The organism is Sulfitobacter sp. M13 (assembly GCF_053474885.1).
The window spans coordinates 1,143,500-1,161,814 of record NZ_CM130281.1 but is presented as its reverse complement, the minus strand read 5'-3'; the positions used below and the strand labels follow the sequence as shown (position 1 = coordinate 1,161,814).

Sequence of the window (18,315 nt, the reverse complement as noted above, 5' to 3'; positions counted from 1 at the left end):
CGCATAAAAGTCAGGCCGCGGCACGATAGCCGCGGCCTGCAGGTTCCAACGCGTCCAGTTGTTGGTCGGCAATACCGCCCCCTGGCCGAACCACGTGGTCATTGGCAGTTACTGCATACCGTAGTTTGCACGGTCCAGCTTGTCGTAGATCTCTGCTTTGGCCAATGCTGCCAATGCGTCCGTTTCGCCGTGGTCCACATCCGCCAGCAGATCGGCCCAGCGATCAACGATGCGCTTATAGTCTTCCAGCAGCGCTTCGGGGTTCTCGATGCCGCGGCCCTTGGCGTTCTCGATCACGACGGCCTCGTCGGCGATCACAAATTCCGCCAGCGCATCCGTCAAAGCCTGATCAGGTTCAAACACCTCCATGCCGCCTTCTTTGGCCGCGGAAACCGCTTTTTCAACATCTTTGTCGAACTCGACCCGGTGCTGCGCAAGGTAGTATGCCATTTGGTCAAACAATACGCCGCGCGACTCTTCCGACAGGCCTTGCCAGAACGCAGGGTTATAGCCCCATTCGAAACCGGCATAATAGTTGCCGACGGCCAACGTGTTCATGTGCGTGACCACATCCGAAAGCGAGAAGGAATCCAACGCATCCGCAGCCGCAACCGCACAATCAAGCGATCCTGTGTCGAGACCAGTGTACATCTCGCTTGACGGGATCGACACGGGTACCGCGCCCACATGTTCGGCAAAGCGTGACCAGGCACCGCCCGCCATGCGCAGACGCTTGCCCTGAATATCCTCGTAGGTAGCGACAGGCGTGTTGCACATCATGTAGTATTGCGAAGTCGAATACCCGCCGCCGAAAACGACGCCATTCTCTTTCCACTCGGCCAGTGCGGCCTCGTTGGTGAGGCCGAATTCGGTCGAGGCAAAGGCCATAACCATCGGATCAGTGTTATAGAAAGCAAAGTTGCCGATCAGGTTGGCAACGGGCAGTTCGGACGGGGTGTAGGTGCCCGCGTGGTAGGTCACTTGTGCCACGCCATCACGCACGCCTTGCAAGGATGCGGCCGGCGGCAGCAGCGACCCACCGGCGAAAACGGTAAAGTTCACGTCCCCGTTGGTTTCCTCGGCCACGCGCTTGGCGAACTCGACATAGGGGCCGCGCACCATCGAATGGCGTTCGGCAAAGAAGTGGTTGGCGTTTTGCGCGATGGCAGCAGTGCCAAGGCCACAGGCCGCGAGGGCCAAAAGGGATGTCTTCAGTTTCATGTTATCGTCTCCTCCGGTTGAAAAGTTTTCACTGCGCCATGAGCGAGGGCAGGAATAGGCTGATCGCGGGAAAGGCGATCAAGATGAACAGGGTTAAAATATCCATAGCGATGAACCATGTGGTGCCCGAGATGATGTCGCTGAGCTTGACCTCGCCCGATAGCGCGCTGTGTAGGACGTAAAGGTTCAACCCGACGGGCGGCGTCACAAGGCCGATCTCAAGCAGTTTGATGCAGATGATGCCGAACCAGATCAGGTTGATGTCAGCGGCCTCTAGCACCGGCAGAAGGATCGGCAGCGTCAGCAGGATCAGACCGATGGAATCGATCACCATGCCCAGAATGATGAACAGCGCAGCGATCATCAGAATAATAACGATCTGATTATCCGAAACGGCCAGCATCATGTCGGTCAGCGCCCGTGGCACACCTGACAGCCCCATGAAACGGGTGAACATCACCGCCCCGATGGACAGAAAGAAGATCGAAGACGTCGCCAACGTCGTCTGACGGATCGCCTCGGCCAGTGCTTTGCGCGTCAGTGAACGACGCAACAGCGCGACGGTTGCAGCCAGAAACGCCCCGACGGCCCCCGCCTCGGTCGGCGTGAAAAACCCGCCAAAAATACCGCCCAAAACGCCCAGAACCAACACAGGAAAGGGCCAGACCGACCACAACAGGCGCAGCAGTTTCTTGCGGTCAATCCGCTCTACTACGGGTGGCGCAAGCGCAGGCGTCACCGTGGCACGCACGGTAATCATCGCCATATAAACAAACGCTGATAGCACGCCGGGAATAACACCAGCGATAAACAGCTGGCCGATCGATTGCTCGGTGAAGATGCCGTAAAGCACCATCAGGATCGATGGCGGGATGAGCGAACCAAGCGTGCCAGACGCTGCGACGACGCCGGTGGCCAGCGACGGGTGGTAGTTTGCCCGCAGCATCTCGGGCACGGCGATTTTCGACATGGCAGCAGTCGTCGCGATGGACGACCCAGAGGCCGCGGCGAACAGGCCACAGGCACCGACGCTCGCCGATGCCAAACCGCCCGGCACCCGCGCCAACAAAACGCGCAGCAGATCAAACGCGCCCGCCGTCAGGCCGGTATTGGCCGCGATAAAGCCCATAAACAGAAACATCGGGATCGCTGTCAGCGACCAGTCGCCGATCAGGTTGAACGGCATCGCACTCACGATCCCAAGTGCTGCTTGCAGGTTGAACATGACGGTGATGCCGACAAAGGACACCGCCATAAGCGCCGTGCCGATGGACATCCGAAAGGCCAGCAGGCCGAACAGGGCACCGACGCCGATCCATCCGATCAAAAGGTTGCTCATTACATGTTCCCATCAAGTTGAGATTGCGTGACGGGCTGCCCGCGCAGCACAAGGATGGCGCGAAGAAAAGCCGCGAGACTGGCAAGGCCAAGCCAAGCGGCAACACCATGCGTGACGGCCAGACGATGACCTCGCGCCCGCCCATGACCACCTCTCCGACGCGCAACGCCCGCACGGCATCAAGCCCCGTACGCCATGTCATCACGGCAAGGATCGCCGCCGCGGCAAGGCAGCTTAGGAACAGGGCCAGCTTCTGAAGCCAGCTGGGAAAGTGATTGAATAAAAGATCGACCGAGATCTGCTGGTCCTGCATTTCAACAAAAGCCATCGGCAGCATCACCAACGTGATCATATAATAATAGGAAGACATCTCGACGGTGCCTTGGATCGGCGCATTCCACACCAGTTTCGCGACGACATCGGCCACGATATTTAGCATCATCGCGATGACCCCAAATCCGCCGATAAACATCAGCGATGCGCATAATTTGTTGAATAGTGTCAGCATCGGGCCTCCTCCCCATACCAAAACGGGGACCAGGCCCGTCATTCCGCCTCAACCTCTCCGCTCAGGGGTCGGTTGACAAATAGCGCGATGATTGATCGAGTGATAACGAAACGCGATCACCCGGGAACATGCGCATGACCGACACCAAGAAACCCACCCGGCTCGACCTGCGGCATCTGCGGTACGCTTTGGCCGTGGCTGACGCCAGCGGGTTTCGCGCAGCCGCCGAGACGCTCAATATCGCGCAGCCCGCCATTTCGAAAGCCGTGAAAGACACTGAAATCGATTTGGGGTTCCGTATCTTTGACCGCAGCGGCCCGCGCGTTCTGCCCACGCCCGAGGGGGCCGTCTTTCTTGAGGATGCGCGCCAGACGGTGGCCCAGTTCGAACGGACCATCCGCGCCTCGCGCCAGAATGCGGCCGGCGCACGGGGGCATATCATCGTCGGGTATTCGGCGCTTGCCACCTCGCGGCAAATCTCTGAAGCGCTGGATGCTTTCCACCGCAGCGTGCCGGGTGTTCAAGTCGAGATGCATGTCATGTCTACCGATAACATGCTGAAAAACTTGAAATCTGGCGTGATCGACCTTGGTTTCCTGCTGTCTCATCCCACCGTCGGCGCGCCGGGGATCGACCAGATGCCGGTTTGGCGCTCGCGCATTGCTGTGGTCGCCCCCGCCGGAGAAGCCCCCGCACGGATCGAAGACCTGACAGGCGTGCCCTTTGTCATGGGGCTGCGCGAGAACTGGCGGTCTTGGCGCGCCCTTCTCGACAGCGCGTGTGATCGGGCGCGACTTAGCCCCGTGGTGGTGGACGAGGCATGGGACGTACAGGTGATCTTGCAGCGCGTGGCCGAGCGGCGCGGCGTGACGCTGTTCCCCACGAGCATGGCAGACAGCCTGCCCGCCGCGCTGGAACTGGCACCGGTCGAGGGGCTGGATGCAGAAGCGACGATCGCAATGGCATGGAGCATCAAGGCAGATACCGGCCTGCTGCGTCAGTTTCGCGGTCACTTCCCCCCGCTGGGTTGATCGCTTTCGGTTATCGCGCGATATCGCAAGTCTATTTGCGTAACCGCCCAATAACGCGATTTTATGGCAGCATGAAACAGATGCCGATTGCCCCATTCGACCTGCCCCAAGCGCAGCCTTTTCTTCTTGAGGGCAGCGATACCGGCTTTCTCTTTTTTCACGGCTTCACCAGCACGCCGCAAAGCGTGCGCGAAGTCGCCCTAGCTGTGCACGCGGCAAGCGGTGCGACGGTGTCTTGCCCATTGCTCGCAGGGCATGGCAAAGACCCGGCAGCCTTGGCGCAGACCGGCCAAAGCGATTGGATAGGCTCTGCTGAAGCGGCCCTTGAGACGCTATCGGCGCGCTGTGCGCGGGTGATCGTCGGGGGGCTTTCCTTGGGCGCAACCCTGTCTCTCAACCTCGCCGCGCGTATGCCCGACAAGATACATGGCGTGGTCAGCATCAATGGCTCTACCGGGCTGTACCGCCCCGAAGTGGTCGCCCCGCTTTATGAGCCTCAGGGTGCGGCGTTCATCAGCGGCATCGGTTCGGATATTGCCGAACCGGGCACCACCGAAATCTGCTATGACCGCATCCCGCGTGAAACCCTGAAAGAGCGTTTCCTTCTTACCAATGCCACCGGTGCGCTGCTGCCACTGATCCGCCAGCCCATTTTGATCTTGCAATCGCGCCGCGATAACGTCGTTGATCCGCAAAATGCACCGCGTATCGCGACCTCGGTGGCGTCTAGCGATATCCAGCTTGGCTGGCTCGAGCGATCCTACCATGTTGCGACATTAGATTATGACCGCGGCCTGATCGCCGAACGGATCACCGGATTTTTGCAGCGCTGCACAGCCTGAGAAAGCTGCAATCCACGCGAACATATCGCCGCCGCCTACACAGATCCGCCATCAGGGCGGAACCCTGACCCGCTGACCGGGGTTCTATTCCCTAGATGTCATCGGACAAAGGGCCCCCTTCTCATGCGAACCACACTGACCGTTAACGGCAAAGACCATAGTCTTGATGCAGACACCCGCACCTCGCTGCTGGATGCGCTGCGCAATCACCTGAACCTCACTGGCACCAAAAAAGGCTGCGATCACGGACAGTGCGGGGCCTGCACCGTCATGGTGAACGGACGTCGCATCAACTCATGTCTCAGCCTTGCCTGCATGCATGACGGCGACGAAATCACCACGATCGAGGGGTTGGGCGACGAACACAACCTGTCAGACATGCAGCAGAATTTCGTGAAACACGACGGGTTCCAATGCGGCTATTGCACCCCGGGTCAAATCTGTTCAGCCACCGCCATGCTCGAAGAGTTCAAAGCCGGCTGGCCCTCCAATGTTTCGGGCAGCCTTACCGCATCGCCCGAGCTGACCGATGCCGAAATATCAGAGCGGATGTCAGGTAATATTTGCCGTTGCGCCGCCTACCCCAATATCGTCGATGCGATCCGCGAAACCGCGGAGGAGCAGTCATGAAGCAGTTCGACTATATCCGCGCCAGTGCAAACAGCGATGTCACCCGCACCCCTGACGCGACAATCATCGCGGGCGGGACCAACTTGCTGGACCTCATGAAGCTAGAGGTGATGACGCCTGACAAACTTGTCGACATCTCGCGGCTGGACCTGAAACAGATCACTCCCACGCGCGACGGCGGGCTGCGTATCGGCGCTTTGGTCACGAACTCTGACCTGGCGGCGGATATGACGGTTCGCGAAGACTATGCCGCATTATCGTCGGCCCTGTTGGCCGGTGCGTCGGGTCAACTGCGCAACAAGGCGACCACCGGCGGCAACCTTTTACAACGGACCCGCTGCTATTATTTCTATGACACCGACCAACCGTGCAACAAACGCGAGCCGGGTTCTGGCTGCGGCGCGATGGAGGGGGCAAACCGGCTTCATGCGATCCTTGGCGTCACCGACAAGTGCATCGCCAGCCATCCCAGTGATATGGCCGTTGCGATGCAAATGCTGGGGGCCGAAGTCGAGATCGAGGGCACCGATGGCGCCTCTCGCACGGTGCCGCTGTCCGAATTCTATCTGATCCCCACCGATCCCGCAGTTGAAACAGTTTTGCAATCGGGTGAACTGATCACCGCCGTCACCTTGCCCGCCCCTGCCGAGGGGAACCAGACGTATCGCAAAGTACGCGATCGCGCATCCTACGCGTTTGCTATGGTATCAGTCGCGGCGCAGATCGAGGTATCGGAAGGCAAGATAACCCAAGCCGCAATCGCCTGTGGTGGCATTGGATCTATGCCGTGGCGCGATCCGGCGGTCGAAGAGGCGCTCGTCGGGCAAGAGCCTTCGGTCACCTTATTCGGCAAGGCCGCCGATATTCTGGTGGCAGACGCAGCACCCAAAGACGGCAACGCATTCAAAGTGCCACTGGCACGGCGCACGTTGATTGCCACACTAAAGGAACTGACGGGGGTACAGCAATGACCGACGGTAGCAACATCTCGACCGCCGAACTGACGATGAACGAACCCGACGACCGCAATCGGCTGGATGCCACGGTTCAAGGGTTGATCCACACCGGCATGGACCGTCCCGACGGTCCGCTCAAAGTCTCTGGCCGCGCCACTTATGCCCACGAAGATCAACCGGCGGGCATGATGACGGGCGTGCTTGTCCGCGCGCCTGTTGCAGGTGGGCAGATCACCGGATTGAACGCCGAAGCCGTGCGCAAGTTTGACGGTGTGCGCGACGTGTTTCACGGCAAGACCTTCCTGCGCAACCCTGCCCAAGGCACCGCAAACGAGGCCCCTGTCCAGCCGGATGGCAAGATTTCCTATATCGGGCAACCCGTCGCGCTGGTTGTGGCCGATACCTTTGAACAGGCCCGCCACGCTGCACATATGATCGAGCTTCAGATTACGCCCGAGGATGCCGTGACTGATCTTGATGTGGCAGAAATCGAAACGCCGAAGGACAAGCAATCGTCCCAAGGCGATCTGGATGCCGCGCTGTCAGATGCCGCCTATACCGTGGATGAAACCTATCGCACCAGCGGGCACAGCTCGTCTGCGATGGAACCCCATGCCGCGATTGCCCAGTGGGATGGCGGCAAGCTGACCCTGCGCGGGTCGTATCAGATGCTCAAATACAATGTGAATGAACTGGCCGACGCGCTTGGGGTTGACGCTGAAAATGTGCATATTCTGGCGCCTTACGTCGGTGGTGGCTTTGGCTCGAAACTCGGGATTAGCCACGAGGCAGTTGCCGCGGCCCATGCCGCACGTGAACTTGGGGCCCCCGTAGCCGTTGTACTAAGCCGCCAACAAGTACTTGAGGCCACGATGCGCCGGTCCGAGACGGTTCAGCACATCAAACTAGCCGCGGACGCTGATGGACGGATGACCGGCATCGGGCATGATTCCACCGTCTCGCAATTGTTGGATGAAAGCTTTGCAGAGCCGGTATCGCAGGCGACGCCTTTCCTTTATCGCGGTGAAAACCGTGAAATCGGGATGCATATCAAACGGATCAACCGCATGTGTGCCGGCTCTGTTCGTGCACCGGGCGAGGCGGTCGGCATCACCGCGCTCGAGATCGCGATGGACGAGCTGGCTGACGTGAGCGGTATCGATCCAGTCGAACTACGCAAACGCAACATTCCTGAAGTGGACCCCTCGGACGGGCGCGAATTCTCATCTCATAAATTGGCCGAGGCGTTGGACGACGGGGCCAAGACCTTTGGCTGGGCCGACCGCGAGGCCGGCAAAACAGACGGAGAGTGGTTGATCGGCTACGGCATGTCTTCGGCCACGCGGGTCAACATGCTGGGCGAAAGCCACGCGCGTGTCACGCTGAACGAAGACGGCAGCCTGCTGGTCGAAACCGATATGACTGATATTGGCACCGGCACCTATGCGATCCTGACCCAGATCGCCGGCGAGATGCTGGGCGTGCCGGCGGACCGTGTGTCGGTGCGCTTGGGCGACAGCAGCCTGCCCAAAGCCGCCGGTTCCGGGGGCAGCTGGGGTGCCGCATCATCGGGCGGGTCGGTCTTTGTTGCATGCGAGGCGCTGCGCAAAAAGATCGCCGAAACCATGGGCGTAGAAGAACGCGATCTGACGCTGCAAGACGGTGTTGCCACCGCCAACAACCGCCGCGCCGATTTGCCAGAGTTCACCAAGAACGGCCCCCTCACGGTCGAAGGCACCATCAATAAGGGCGACACCCAGACCGACCGTCGCCAAGCGACCTTTGGCGCATTCTTTGCAGAGGTCGGCGTGAACAGCGTTACCGGCGAAACACGTGTGCGCAGGATGCACGGCAGCTTTGCCGCAGGGCGCATCCTGAACGCCAAGACGGCGCGGTCTCAATGTCTGGGCGGCATGACCTTTGGCATCGGGATGGCGCTGACCGAAGATCTGATGTTCGACAAACGCGACGGCCATTTGGTTAACAATGATCTGGCTGAATACCACGTGCCGGTGAACCTTGATGTGCCGCAGCTCACAGTCAACTTCGTGCAGGAACGCGACCCTTGGGCCAACCCTATGCAGGCCAAAGGCATCGGCGAGCTTGGCATCTGTGGCGCAGGTTCGTCGATCATTAACGCGATCTACGATGCCTGCGGCGTCCGTGTGCGCGATTTACCCGCAACGATGGACAAAATCCTGCCGGGTCTACCGGATATGTAAGACTGTCTGCGCAAACCCCGACCAAACCGGCGCGGCTTTGCCGCTGCGCCGGTGTCTGGTAGAACGCTGACGGTATGGCCGCCCAGCTTGAGGATCACGTCGTCTGCTCCAGCCTCCGACGCCTCTTTCTGCCTGATGGCGTCTATCTGCCCTGCGGAACCCCCGGCAGTGCACATAGCATTTCATACAGATAACTGGCCGCGATCATTGCCGTGTTGCCCGCCGGATCATAGGGCGGAGAGACTTCGACCAGATCACAGCCCACCAGATTTAGCCCCGCCGTCCCGCGGATGATTTCTAGCCCCTGCATCGTGGTTAACCCTCCCACCTCGACCGTGCCTGTACCGGGGGCGAACGCGGGATCAAGGCTGTCGATATCATAGGTCAGATAGACCGGCGCGTCCCCGATCTTGGCGCGGATGTCCGCCATCAATGGCGTCAGCGATTTGTGCCAGCATTCTTCGGCCTGAATGCAGGTCCAGCCCTGTTGCCGCCCCCAATCGAAATCATCCTTACTATAGCCGGTGCCCCGAAGACCAATCTGGAACACCTTGTCGTTTTGCAGACAGCCTTCCTCCCATGCGCGTCGGAACGGACAGCCATGGGCCTCTTTCTCGCCGAACATTTCATCGTTGGTATCCGAATGGGCATCCACATGGATCAGCGCGACAGGCCCGTGTTTTTCAGCGACCGCCCGCAAGATTGGCCAGCTGAGCGTGTGATCCCCGCCCAGTGTCAGCGGGATCGCCCCATGGGACAGGACCTCGCGGTAGTGATCCGCGATAATGGCCACGGACTTCTTGAGATCAAAAAGGTTGATCGGCACGTCACCGATATCTGCCACCTGAAGATGTTCGAACGGGGCCGCACCGGTCGCCATGTTGTAGGGGCGGATCATGCGGCTTTCGTCGCGTATCTGGCGGGGACCCAACCGCGCCCCGGGACGGTTCGAGGTGCCAATATCCATTGGGATGCCCAGAAAACATGCATCCAGCCCCGCCGCCGTTTCTGCCATCGGCAAGCGCATCATGGTCGCAGGCCCACCCGTGCGTGGCATGGAATTCCCGCTAAGCGGCTGATTATATGCTGGTTTGTTCATCGTCCCATTCCTTTTGGCTCTGGCATGGTTCTTGGCGCACAGACCAATTCCCGCGCCCCCGTTTGCATGCAGCTTCGCAGCTTTACCCGCAAAGCCAAGCAGCTTTCCGCAGCAACGCCCCCCATGCCTCTTGCAAACCGCGCCCGGCTTTGCCACCTATGGCAACGAGAGGACGGCCTCCCCTGAATGGAAAATTGCCGGGACGACCCGGCCCTTCACCGAGGTATACCCATGCGCTCCGCATTAGACCGTCTTCGCCACGCCATCAGTTTTGAAATCATCGCGCTGATCCTTGTGATCCCCGCTGGTGCGTTCCTCTTCGACGTGCCTTTGCGCGACTTTGGCATTGTCGGGGTGGTCAGCGCCACGCTCGCGACGCTTTGGAACCTTGGCTACAATGTGATCTTTGATCTTGCCTTGAAGCGGCTGACCGGAACCACCCTGAAATCACGGTCCGTGCGGGCGGTCCATGCGGTTGCATTCGAGGCGGGTTTGCTCGTTGTCCTGATGCCCTTTATCGCGTGGTATCTGGGGATCAGCCTATGGGACGCCTTTGTCATGGATATCGCGCTGGCTGGCTTTTACCTTGTGTATGCCTATGCGTTTAACCTGATCTATGACACGCTCTTTCCCCTGCCCGAATGGGCGCAAGAGCGTGCCAAAACCGCCTGAGCCCCGACCTGACATTCGCCCTTAAACCGGCAGCGTGAAAGACGCCTTGATCCTGTCCATCACGACAGTGGTTTTGAACCCTTTGATATCCGGGTTGTTATAGAAAAAATCGCGGGTGAAGGCTTCGTAATCCTGCATGTCCTTGGCGCTGACGATCAACATAAAGTCGGTCTCTCCCGTCACGTAATAGGCGCTCATCACCTCTGCCCGCTCACGCACCGCACGTTTGAACCTGTCAATGATATCAGAGCGTTCCCGCGCCAACTCCACCGCGATGAGCATGGTCAGCGGGCGCCCCACCGCTTCGGGCGATACAACGGCAATATCGGCCTCGATTGCTTTGGTGGCCCGCAGCCGCGCCAGCCGCCGCTGGATCGAAGTTTGCGACAACCCCACCAGTTCGGAAAGACGTGCGCTGGTCAGCAGATTGTCACGCTGCACGTGATGCAGGATTTTCCGGTCTATCGCGTCAATCATCCTAAATTCCCCATATCTTCCAAAAGTTTGCAGCTTTTACCCGCGTAACGTTGATATTCGCATAAATGCGGAGGCCGAAAAAGCTAAACTCGCACAATACCCTGGCAGGATTTCCCACATGATTGACCATTCTTTTACGCAGCCCGAATATGCAGCACGTCTGGCAAAAACACGCGCCGAAATGGCCACACGCGGGCTGGACGCGCTGTTTGTTACCGACCCGTCAAATATGGCGTGGTTGGCGGGCTATGACGGGTGGTCGTTTTACGTGCATCAGGGCGTGCTGCTCACCCACGAGGGCCAGCCTGTCTGGTGGGGCCGCGCGATGGACAGTGCAGGTGCCCAGCGCACCACCTATCTGGAGGACGACAATATCGTCGGCTACGACGACACCTATGTCCAGAACCCCGACAAACACCCGATGGAGGATCTGGCCCGCCTGATCGCCGCCCGCGGGCTAGAAAGCGCCCGTATCGGGTTCGAGCTAGACAATTATTATTTCACCGCCTCTGCGTTTCTGACGCTGCAAACACGGCTACCGGGCGTCAACATCCAGAACGCAACCGCGCTGGTGAATTGGCAACGCGCCGTCAAATCCCCCACCGAACTGGAATACATGCGCCGCGCCGCGCGGATCGTTGAACGGATGCACGAGGTAATCCGCGAAAAGGCCGAAGTCGGCATGCGCAAGAACGATCTGATCGCGGATATCTACCACGCCTCTGTCAGCGGTGCCCACGGGCACTGGGGCGATTACCCCGCTTGCGTGCCAATGACACCCTCCGGTCTGGATGCCACCGCGCCGCATATCACATGGGACGACGCCCCCCTGCGCAATAACGAAGGCACGTTCTTTGAAATCGCAGGGGCGCACCGGCGCTACCAATGCCCGCAGTCGCGCACCTTGTTTCTGGGCAAACCGCCACAAAAATATCTGGATGCGGAAAATGCCGTTCTCGAAGCAATTGACGCGGGGCTAGAACAAGCCAAACCCGGCAACCGATGCGAAGATATTGCCCGCGCCTTCAACACCACCCTGCGCAAACGCGGGTTCGAGAAAGACAGCCGTTGCGGTTATGCCATCGGGCTGTCCTATCCTCCCGATTGGGGCGAACGCACCATGTCCTTCCGCGCGGGCGACACCACAGTGCTTGAACCGGGGATGACCTTTCACTTTATGCCAGCGCTGTGGCTGGACGACGGCGGCATCGAGATCACGGAACCTATCGTCATCACCGAAACGGGTGCCGACTGTCTGTGCACCACCCCGCGTGCGCTTGTGATCAAGGAATAGCGCCATGCGGGACAATCCTATCTCTGCCACCATCGATTTTGAGGGCACAGGCGTGCAGCACGGCTATTTGCGCCTTCCCTATAGCCGTAACGACAGTGCTTGGGGGGCGATCCAAATTCCGGTGACCCAAGTGAAAAGCGGCGACGGCCCCTGCGCCCTTCTGACAGGTGGCAATCACGGGGACGAATACGAAGGCCCGTTGGCCTTGGTCGAGCTTGCTCAGACATTGCAGGCCAAGGACGTCACTGGCTCCGTGATCATAATCCCGTTCATGAACCAGCCTGCCTTTGCGGCCGGCACGCGCGTGTCTCCGCTCGACGGGGTGAACATGAACCGCAGCTTTCCCGGTCGTCCCGATGGCACGCCCACGCAGAAGATCGCGGATTACTTTCAACGCGTTCTTCTCCCGATGGCGGATGTAGTGCTTGATTTCCATTCGGGCGGCAAAACGCTTGATTTTCTCCCCTTTGCAGCCTGCCACACACTGGAGGATGCGAACCAGCAGGCCCGCTGCCGCGCCGCGCGCGATGCGTTCAACGCGCCGTTCAGTGTCGAGATGCGCGAGATCGACGCGCTAGGCATGTACGACGATGCGGCAGAAGCTATGGGCAAGACTTTCGTCACCACCGAACTGGGCGGCGGTGGCACCGCCACGCCGGAAACAGCACAGATCGCTCGTAAAGGGGTGCGTAACCTGTTGATCCACGCCGGTATCCTTGAGGGGCGGCCCGTCACCGCCCCATCACGCGTCCTGTCTCAAGACGACGACCGCTGCTTTCATGTCACCAACCACGGTGGGCTCGTCGACTTCAACGTCACCCTTGGGCAAACCGTAGCCGAAGGCGACCTGATTGCACGTCTGTGGGACGGCCAGCACACCGGCGTCCCCCCTCGCGAGATCCGCGCCCAGATGGGGGGCATCATGATCGCCCGCCATCACCCCGGTCTGACACAGCCTGGCGATTGTCTTGCCGTACTTGCCACCGAACTCACCTGAAACTCTCCTAAACAGAAAGCCTGACCTATGCTTCGCAACGATGACCAACTCGCCACGTGGGACCGCGAGAACTTTTTTCATCCCTCAACGCATCTGGCACAACATGCGCGGGGTGAATCCGCAACGCGCGTCATCACAGGGGCATCGGGCGTTCATATCGAAGAACGTGACGGCAACCGGATGCTGGACGCCTTTGCCGGGCTCTATTGCGTCAACGCAGGCTATGGCCGGACAGAGATCGCGGATGCCATCGCCGAACAGGCACATCAGCTGGCCTATTACCATTCCTATATGGGCCACGGGACCGAAACTTCGATCACGCTCGCGAAGATGATTATGGACCGCGCACCGGCGCATATGTCCAAAGTCTATTTCGGCATGTCGGGGTCGGATGCGAATGAAACCAACATCAAGCTCGTCTGGTATTACAACAACATCCTTGGCCGTCCGCAGAAGAAAAAGATCATCTCGCGCTGGCGTGGCTATCACGGGTCGGGGTTGATGACCGGATCGCTGACCGGACTGTCGCTGTTTCACGACAAATTCGATCTGCCCATGAACCCCGTAATCCACACGGATGCGCCCTATTACTACCGCCGCAAGGACCGCAACCAGTCCGAAGCCGACTTCACCGCCCAATGTGCCAACGCGCTCGAGGCGCAGATCCAGGCCGAAGGGCCGGACACAATCGCGGCCTTTATCGGGGAACCCGTGCTCGGGACCGGTGGCATCGTGCCCCCGCCCACCGGTTATTGGGACGCGATCCAAGAGGTGCTGAACCGCCACGACATCCTGCTAATCGCCGACGAGGTCGTGACCGGTTTTGGCCGCCTGGGCACCATGTTCGGGTCCGATCACTATGGGTTGAAACCCGATCTGATCACCATCGCCAAAGGGCTGACATCGGCCTATGCGCCGCTGTCAGGCTCCATCGTATCGGACAGGATGTGGAAGGTGCTGGAACAGGGCACGGATGAAAACGGCCCCATCGGTCACGGCTGGACCTATTCGGCGCATCCCATTTGTGCGGCGGCGGGTGTCGCCAACCTCAAGCTGATCGACGACCTGAACCTCGTGAGTAACGCGGCCGAGGTCGGGGGGTATCTCAACACCTCGATGAAAGAGGCGCTCGGCGACCACCCGAATGTCGGTGACATCCGTGGCGAAGGGCTGCTGTGCGCGGTGGAATATGTGGCCGATAAATCCAACGCGTCCCCGCTTGATCCTGCACGCAAGGTGGGCGCTGCGATCTCTGCCGCGATGCTCGAACGCGGCGTGATCGCGCGTGCTATGCCCCAAGGCGACATTACCGGCTTTGCGCCCCCCTTCTGCATCACCCGCGAAGAGGTCGATACCGTCGTCGCCGCAACCGCCGACGCGGTGAAAACTGTGCTGGGATAAGCGTCTCGGTTCGCCTTGTTTCGCAGGGCGAACCGCACGTTGGAAAGGGTTACCCTATAAGGGCGCTAACACCGCTCTTGGCCGTTGCAGCCCTTGATCGTTTGCGCAATGACTTACCCAAGCTACGGGAGGAGCGCAGATGCCACATTGGTCACAGGCGATCACGGATCGCATACAAACAGAAACCCATTTCGACGGACGCGAGATCAAGTGCTTTAAGGATCGCCCAGCCGATCTGAACGCCATGCTCGCCGCGGCACTTGCCCGCGCCCCCGATCAAGAGGCCGTGGTCAGCGGCGATACCAGACTGATCTACACCGACCTTGATCTGCAGGTGGGCCGCATCGCAGCGGGGCTGCGTGCGCGTGGCGTGGCCAAGGGCGACCGAGTTGCCCTGCTGCTGTCGAACCGCTGGGAATTCATCGTGACGATGATGGGCTGTTTGCGTCTTGGTGCGATTGCCGTGCCGATCAACATCCGCGAAGGAACGCCTGAGCTTGCGTTCATCTTGCGTCAATGCGGAGCCAAGATCGCCGTGCATGGCACGGATGTCGCCGACCGCCTGCCCGCGCCCGCCGATCTGCCCGCTCTGACCCACCGCTTTTGTGTTGGCGGCACCTCAGCCGGATCTGACGCTTTTGACACGCTCCCCGCCGAGGCACCGCTGGGCGACCCTGTCCCGCTGCACGAGGATGATATTGCGGTGATCCTCTATACCTCGGGCACCACAGGCCAGCCCAAGGGCGCGACACTGACCCATCTGAACATTGTCCATTCGGCAATGCATTTTGAACTTTGCATGGAACTGGGTGCCCGCGAACGCTCCCTCCTCTGTGTGCCTGCGAGCCACGTGACCGGCCTTGTGGCCACTGTCTTTACCATGCTGCAAACTGCTGGCTGCACCGTGATGATGGAGCACTTTGGCGCACATGAATTCCTGTCGCTAACCGCAGATGAAAAAGTCACGCAGACGCTGATGGTGCCGGCGATGTACAACCTCTTTCTGCTGCGCTGCAACGTCGATGACTACGACCTGCAACATTGGCGGATCGGTGGCTATGGCGGCGCGCCGATGCCGCAGTCCACAATCACGGAGCTGTCAGAAAAGCTGCCGAACCTGTGCCTGATGAATGCCTATGGCGCAACCGAGCTTACCTCTGCCGTGACGATCCTGCCGATGGGTTTCGGAACCAAACGCGCAGACAGCATCGGTATTGCCGTGCCCTGCGCCGACATCCGTATCGTTGACCCGCAGGGCAATGAGGTGCCCGACGGCACCCACGGAGAGCTTTGGATCAAGGGCGCGATGACCGTGCCCGGCTATTGGGACAACCCCGACCGCACCGCCAGCGAGTTTCATGACGGCTATTGGAAGAGCGGTGACATGGGGTCGCGCGATGCCGACGGCTTTATCTGCCTGCATGACCGCCGCAAGGATATGATTATTCGTGGCGGCTATAACATCTACAGCGCCGAGGTTGAAAACGCGCTGACCGCCCACCCGTCCGTGATCGAATGTGCCGCCATTGGCTGCCCTGATCCGGTGCTTGGGGAAAAGATGCATGTTTTCATCCACACCACCGATACGGCGCTGGATCTTAAGGCGGTAAGAGCCTTCGCGCGCACGCGGATGGCAGATTACAAAGCCCCCGATTTCGCAACATTCGAACCCGATCCCCTGCCCCGCAATGCCAATGGCAAGATCGTCAAGAACACCTTGCGGGACCGGCTCAAAACCACAGCGTAACGCATGAAAAAAACCGCAGCGCGCGATCATGCGCTGCGGCTTTCATCTGTGTGGTATCAAGCGGAATCAGCTTTGCGCTGGTTCCTCGTAAGCCAGTGCATGGTCGCCAAGGTCCATGATGTCCTCGCCGGATTTTTCCCACTCTGCCCGGTCCTCGTCCGTCGCCTTGGGCGAGAACAGTCCGGTTACCGCATAGAACACGCCGATCAACGGTGCGGTCCAGCAGGCAAAGGCCAGCGGGATATAAAGCAGGTTGGTCAGGTTACCATCCATAACCCCCAGCCCCAAGGCCGAGATCACAAAGGCACCGCCTGCGTTCCACGGGATCAGCGGGCTCATCAACGTGCCGCCCTCTTCGACCGCACGGCTCAGGTTCAGGGTCGAATACCCCATCCCACGGTACAGGGGCGCATACATACGGCCCGGCAGCGCAATCGAGATATAAGGATCACCCGCCACCATATTGGTCGCAAACGCCGTCCCGATGGCCGAGCTTTGAACTGCGCCAAAGCTTTTCACGCGGCTGACGATCGCCATAATAATCGCCTCTAGGCAGCCGGTACGTTCCAGCGCACCGCCAAAACCCAAGGCAATCAGCATCAGCGAGATGGTCCACATCATCGACTGGATGCCGCCCGCGTTCAGCAGGCTGTCGATGTCGGCGATCCCAGTGTCGATAGAATAGCCCGACTGCGCAAAGGCAAACACGTCATGCAGACCGGCACCCTGCCAAAAGATCGCGACCAGCCCACCGGCCAGCACACCCGCAAACAGCGACGGCAGTGGCGGCTTTTTCATCAACGCCAGCACAATCACGATCAACGCAGGTGTCAGCGGGATGATCCCTAGGCTGAACCGTTCTTCCAGACCGGCCGTGATCGCATTGATGCTACTTACATCGCCAACACCCTCTTCGATCAGCATGAAGCCGACCACGATATAAATCACCAGCGCGATAATCATCGCAGGCACAGTGGTGGGCAGCATGTTCTTGATGTGGTCGAAGACGTTCGTGCCCGTTACCGCAGGGGCAAGGTTCGTCGTATCGGACAGCGGTGATACCTTATCGCCAAAGAATGCGCCCGATACCACAGCACCTGCGGTCCAATAGGCCGGAATACCAAAGCCCGCACCAATGCCCATCAACGCCAGACCGATGGTCCCGACCGTGCCCCAGCTGGTCCCCAACGATAGCGACACCACGGCACACAAGATCATGGCGGCTGCCAGAAAGATCGACGGCGTCAGCAACGTCAGCCCGTAGTAGATCAACGTCGGCACCGTGCCCGACGCGATCCATACACCGACAATCATGCCCACCACGATCAACACCGCAAGCGACGGCATCGACACGTGGATCACGTGAAACACGCCCTCGCGGATGTCCATCCACGTCTGCCCGCGAAACACACCAAGCAGGGACGTAATGGCCAATCCGAGGATCAGGGGAATATGCGGCGTGAAGTCGCCGTAATAGAAGAGTTGCAGCGCCAGAAGGCCAAGCGTCAGCACGACGGGCAGCAGCGCCAGCGGGAGCGATGGAAGATCTTTATTGTCCATTTTGTCCTCGTTTTTATAGTCTTATTTACTTTTACACACACAGATTCCCTTTAGGGTGGCATTGCAGCCCTGTGATGCCAACCAATCTTATTCTAGGGCGTCTGATTGGAATTTCAGGCAATTTTCCGCTGTTTTTTGAAGGCGCTAGATAAAATCGGCCCCCTGTCACGCTAGAATTATGGAATTACTGGCGGTTGATGCCGCGTTAAAATCGCAATTTTCGCGCAAACCCCGCATTGGGCAGCAAAATTCAGCGCATTACGCTTCATGTCATTGAACTTCCCGCGTAATTATAAGAATTCTGCAATGCAGCAACGAA

At 59.4% G+C, this 18,315-nt stretch carries 15 protein-coding genes and 1 pseudogene; 10 read left to right on the top strand and 6 right to left on the bottom strand.

Annotated elements, in window-relative coordinates:
* Positions 1-108: 108 nt before the first annotated feature.
* The 3 genes and pseudogenes from ACVBAU_RS05520 to ACVBAU_RS05510 form a co-directional block, all read right to left on the bottom strand.
* On the bottom strand, positions 109-1,221 hold the full coding sequence (locus tag ACVBAU_RS05520) for a C4-dicarboxylate TRAP transporter substrate-binding protein (protein ID WP_448328345.1): 1,113 nt from the start codon (positions 1,219-1,221) through the stop codon (positions 109-111).
* A gap of 28 nt (positions 1,222-1,249) precedes the next feature.
* Positions 1,250-2,560, bottom strand: coding sequence for a TRAP transporter large permease (locus ACVBAU_RS05515; RefSeq protein WP_138924056.1), 1,311 nt, complete (start codon positions 2,558-2,560; stop codon positions 1,250-1,252).
* A 94-nt stretch (positions 2,561-2,654) separates the two neighbouring features.
* Positions 2,655-2,999, bottom strand: a pseudogene (locus ACVBAU_RS05510) (TRAP transporter small permease subunit); the annotation flags it as partial.
* 203 nt (positions 3,000-3,202) lie between these two features.
* On the opposite strand from ACVBAU_RS05510, the gene ACVBAU_RS05505 reads away from it, so the two are divergent.
* The 5 genes from ACVBAU_RS05505 to ACVBAU_RS05485 all read left to right on the top strand — a co-directional run bounded on the left by ACVBAU_RS05505 (position 3,203) and on the right by ACVBAU_RS05485 (position 8,749).
* Positions 3,203-4,099, top strand: a complete 897-nt coding sequence (locus ACVBAU_RS05505) for a LysR family transcriptional regulator (RefSeq protein ID WP_448328343.1) — start codon at positions 3,203-3,205, stop codon at positions 4,097-4,099.
* Between the two features lie 80 nt (positions 4,100-4,179).
* A complete protein-coding gene (locus ACVBAU_RS05500; protein ID WP_448328341.1) occupies positions 4,180-4,941 on the top strand; it encodes an alpha/beta hydrolase in 762 nt (253 codons plus the stop codon).
* Positions 4,942-5,064: 123 nt separating this feature from the next.
* Positions 5,065-5,571: a 2Fe-2S iron-sulfur cluster-binding protein gene (locus ACVBAU_RS05495; RefSeq protein ID WP_138924060.1), complete on the top strand. Its 507-nt coding sequence runs from the start codon at positions 5,065-5,067 to the stop codon at positions 5,569-5,571.
* Entirely contained in the window at positions 5,568-6,542 is a 975-nt protein-coding gene (locus tag ACVBAU_RS05490) for an FAD binding domain-containing protein (protein ID WP_448328338.1), read from the top strand. Before ACVBAU_RS05495 ends, ACVBAU_RS05490 begins: the two co-directional genes overlap by 4 nt.
* Positions 6,539-8,749: a xanthine dehydrogenase family protein molybdopterin-binding subunit gene (locus ACVBAU_RS05485; RefSeq protein ID WP_448328336.1), complete on the top strand. Its 2,211-nt coding sequence runs from the start codon at positions 6,539-6,541 to the stop codon at positions 8,747-8,749. Before ACVBAU_RS05490 ends, ACVBAU_RS05485 begins: the two co-directional genes overlap by 4 nt.
* Positions 8,750-8,891: 142 nt before the next feature.
* Here the strand turns inward: ACVBAU_RS05485 and speB are convergent, their stop codons facing one another.
* Positions 8,892-9,848 carry an agmatinase gene (gene speB / locus ACVBAU_RS05480; protein ID WP_335745062.1) on the bottom strand — a complete coding sequence of 319 codons (957 nt, stop codon included), beginning with the start codon at positions 9,846-9,848 and terminating at the stop codon, positions 8,892-8,894.
* Between the two features lie 231 nt (positions 9,849-10,079).
* Here speB and ACVBAU_RS05475 point away from each other — a divergent pair, with 231 nt between their 5' ends.
* A complete protein-coding gene (locus ACVBAU_RS05475; RefSeq protein WP_448328334.1) occupies positions 10,080-10,520 on the top strand; it encodes a PACE efflux transporter in 441 nt (146 codons plus the stop codon).
* A 21-nt stretch (positions 10,521-10,541) separates the two neighbouring features.
* On the opposite strand, the gene ACVBAU_RS05470 is transcribed toward ACVBAU_RS05475, so the two are convergent.
* The gene (locus ACVBAU_RS05470; RefSeq protein ID WP_093733477.1) at positions 10,542-10,997 is read right to left on the bottom strand and encodes an Lrp/AsnC family transcriptional regulator; all 456 of its coding nucleotides are present in this window, start codon (positions 10,995-10,997) and stop codon (positions 10,542-10,544) included.
* 118 nt (positions 10,998-11,115) lie between these two features.
* On the opposite strand from ACVBAU_RS05470, the gene doeA reads away from it, so the two are divergent.
* The 4 genes from doeA to ACVBAU_RS05450 all read left to right on the top strand — a co-directional run bounded on the left by doeA (position 11,116) and on the right by ACVBAU_RS05450 (position 16,436).
* The gene (gene doeA / locus ACVBAU_RS05465; protein ID WP_448328331.1) at positions 11,116-12,291 is read left to right on the top strand and encodes an ectoine hydrolase DoeA; all 1,176 of its coding nucleotides are present in this window, start codon (positions 11,116-11,118) and stop codon (positions 12,289-12,291) included.
* A gap of 4 nt (positions 12,292-12,295) precedes the next feature.
* Entirely contained in the window at positions 12,296-13,288 is a 993-nt protein-coding gene (gene doeB, locus ACVBAU_RS05460; protein ID WP_448328330.1) for a N(2)-acetyl-L-2,4-diaminobutanoate deacetylase DoeB, read from the top strand.
* A 27-nt stretch (positions 13,289-13,315) separates the two neighbouring features.
* A complete protein-coding gene (locus ACVBAU_RS05455) occupies positions 13,316-14,689 on the top strand; it encodes an aminotransferase (RefSeq protein WP_448328328.1) in 1,374 nt (457 codons plus the stop codon).
* Positions 14,690-14,828: 139 nt separating this feature from the next.
* Positions 14,829-16,436: a class I adenylate-forming enzyme family protein gene (locus ACVBAU_RS05450; RefSeq protein WP_448328326.1), complete on the top strand. Its 1,608-nt coding sequence runs from the start codon at positions 14,829-14,831 to the stop codon at positions 16,434-16,436.
* A 66-nt stretch (positions 16,437-16,502) separates the two neighbouring features.
* On the opposite strand, the gene nhaC is transcribed toward ACVBAU_RS05450, so the two are convergent.
* A complete protein-coding gene (gene nhaC, locus ACVBAU_RS05445; protein WP_138924070.1) occupies positions 16,503-17,996 on the bottom strand; it encodes a Na+/H+ antiporter NhaC in 1,494 nt (497 codons plus the stop codon).
* Positions 17,997-18,315 lie beyond the last annotated feature (319 nt).

Excerpts from the sequence above, each read along its gene's own strand:
- ACVBAU_RS05520 (WP_448328345.1), bottom strand. The coding sequence starts at position 1,221 with ATGAAACTGAAGACATCCCTTTTGGCCCTCGCGGCCTGTGGCCTTGGC.
- ACVBAU_RS05515 (WP_138924056.1), bottom strand. The coding sequence starts at position 2,560 with ATGAGCAACCTTTTGATCGGATGGATCGGCGTCGGTGCCCTGTTCGGC.
- ACVBAU_RS05505 (WP_448328343.1), top strand. The coding sequence starts at position 3,203 with ATGACCGACACCAAGAAACCCACCCGGCTCGACCTGCGGCATCTGCGG.
- ACVBAU_RS05500 (WP_448328341.1), top strand. The coding sequence starts at position 4,180 with ATGCCGATTGCCCCATTCGACCTGCCCCAAGCGCAGCCTTTTCTTCTT.
- ACVBAU_RS05495 (WP_138924060.1), top strand. The coding sequence starts at position 5,065 with ATGCGAACCACACTGACCGTTAACGGCAAAGACCATAGTCTTGATGCA.
- ACVBAU_RS05490 (WP_448328338.1), top strand. The coding sequence starts at position 5,568 with ATGAAGCAGTTCGACTATATCCGCGCCAGTGCAAACAGCGATGTCACC.
- ACVBAU_RS05485 (WP_448328336.1), top strand. The coding sequence starts at position 6,539 with ATGACCGACGGTAGCAACATCTCGACCGCCGAACTGACGATGAACGAA.
- speB (WP_335745062.1), bottom strand. The coding sequence starts at position 9,848 with ATGAACAAACCAGCATATAATCAGCCGCTTAGCGGGAATTCCATGCCA.
- ACVBAU_RS05475 (WP_448328334.1), top strand. The coding sequence starts at position 10,080 with ATGCGCTCCGCATTAGACCGTCTTCGCCACGCCATCAGTTTTGAAATC.
- ACVBAU_RS05470 (WP_093733477.1), bottom strand. The coding sequence starts at position 10,997 with ATGATTGACGCGATAGACCGGAAAATCCTGCATCACGTGCAGCGTGAC.
- doeA (WP_448328331.1), top strand. The coding sequence starts at position 11,116 with ATGATTGACCATTCTTTTACGCAGCCCGAATATGCAGCACGTCTGGCA.
- doeB (WP_448328330.1), top strand. The coding sequence starts at position 12,296 with ATGCGGGACAATCCTATCTCTGCCACCATCGATTTTGAGGGCACAGGC.
- ACVBAU_RS05455 (WP_448328328.1), top strand. The coding sequence starts at position 13,316 with ATGCTTCGCAACGATGACCAACTCGCCACGTGGGACCGCGAGAACTTT.
- ACVBAU_RS05450 (WP_448328326.1), top strand. The coding sequence starts at position 14,829 with ATGCCACATTGGTCACAGGCGATCACGGATCGCATACAAACAGAAACC.
- nhaC (WP_138924070.1), bottom strand. The coding sequence starts at position 17,996 with ATGGACAATAAAGATCTTCCATCGCTCCCGCTGGCGCTGCTGCCCGTC.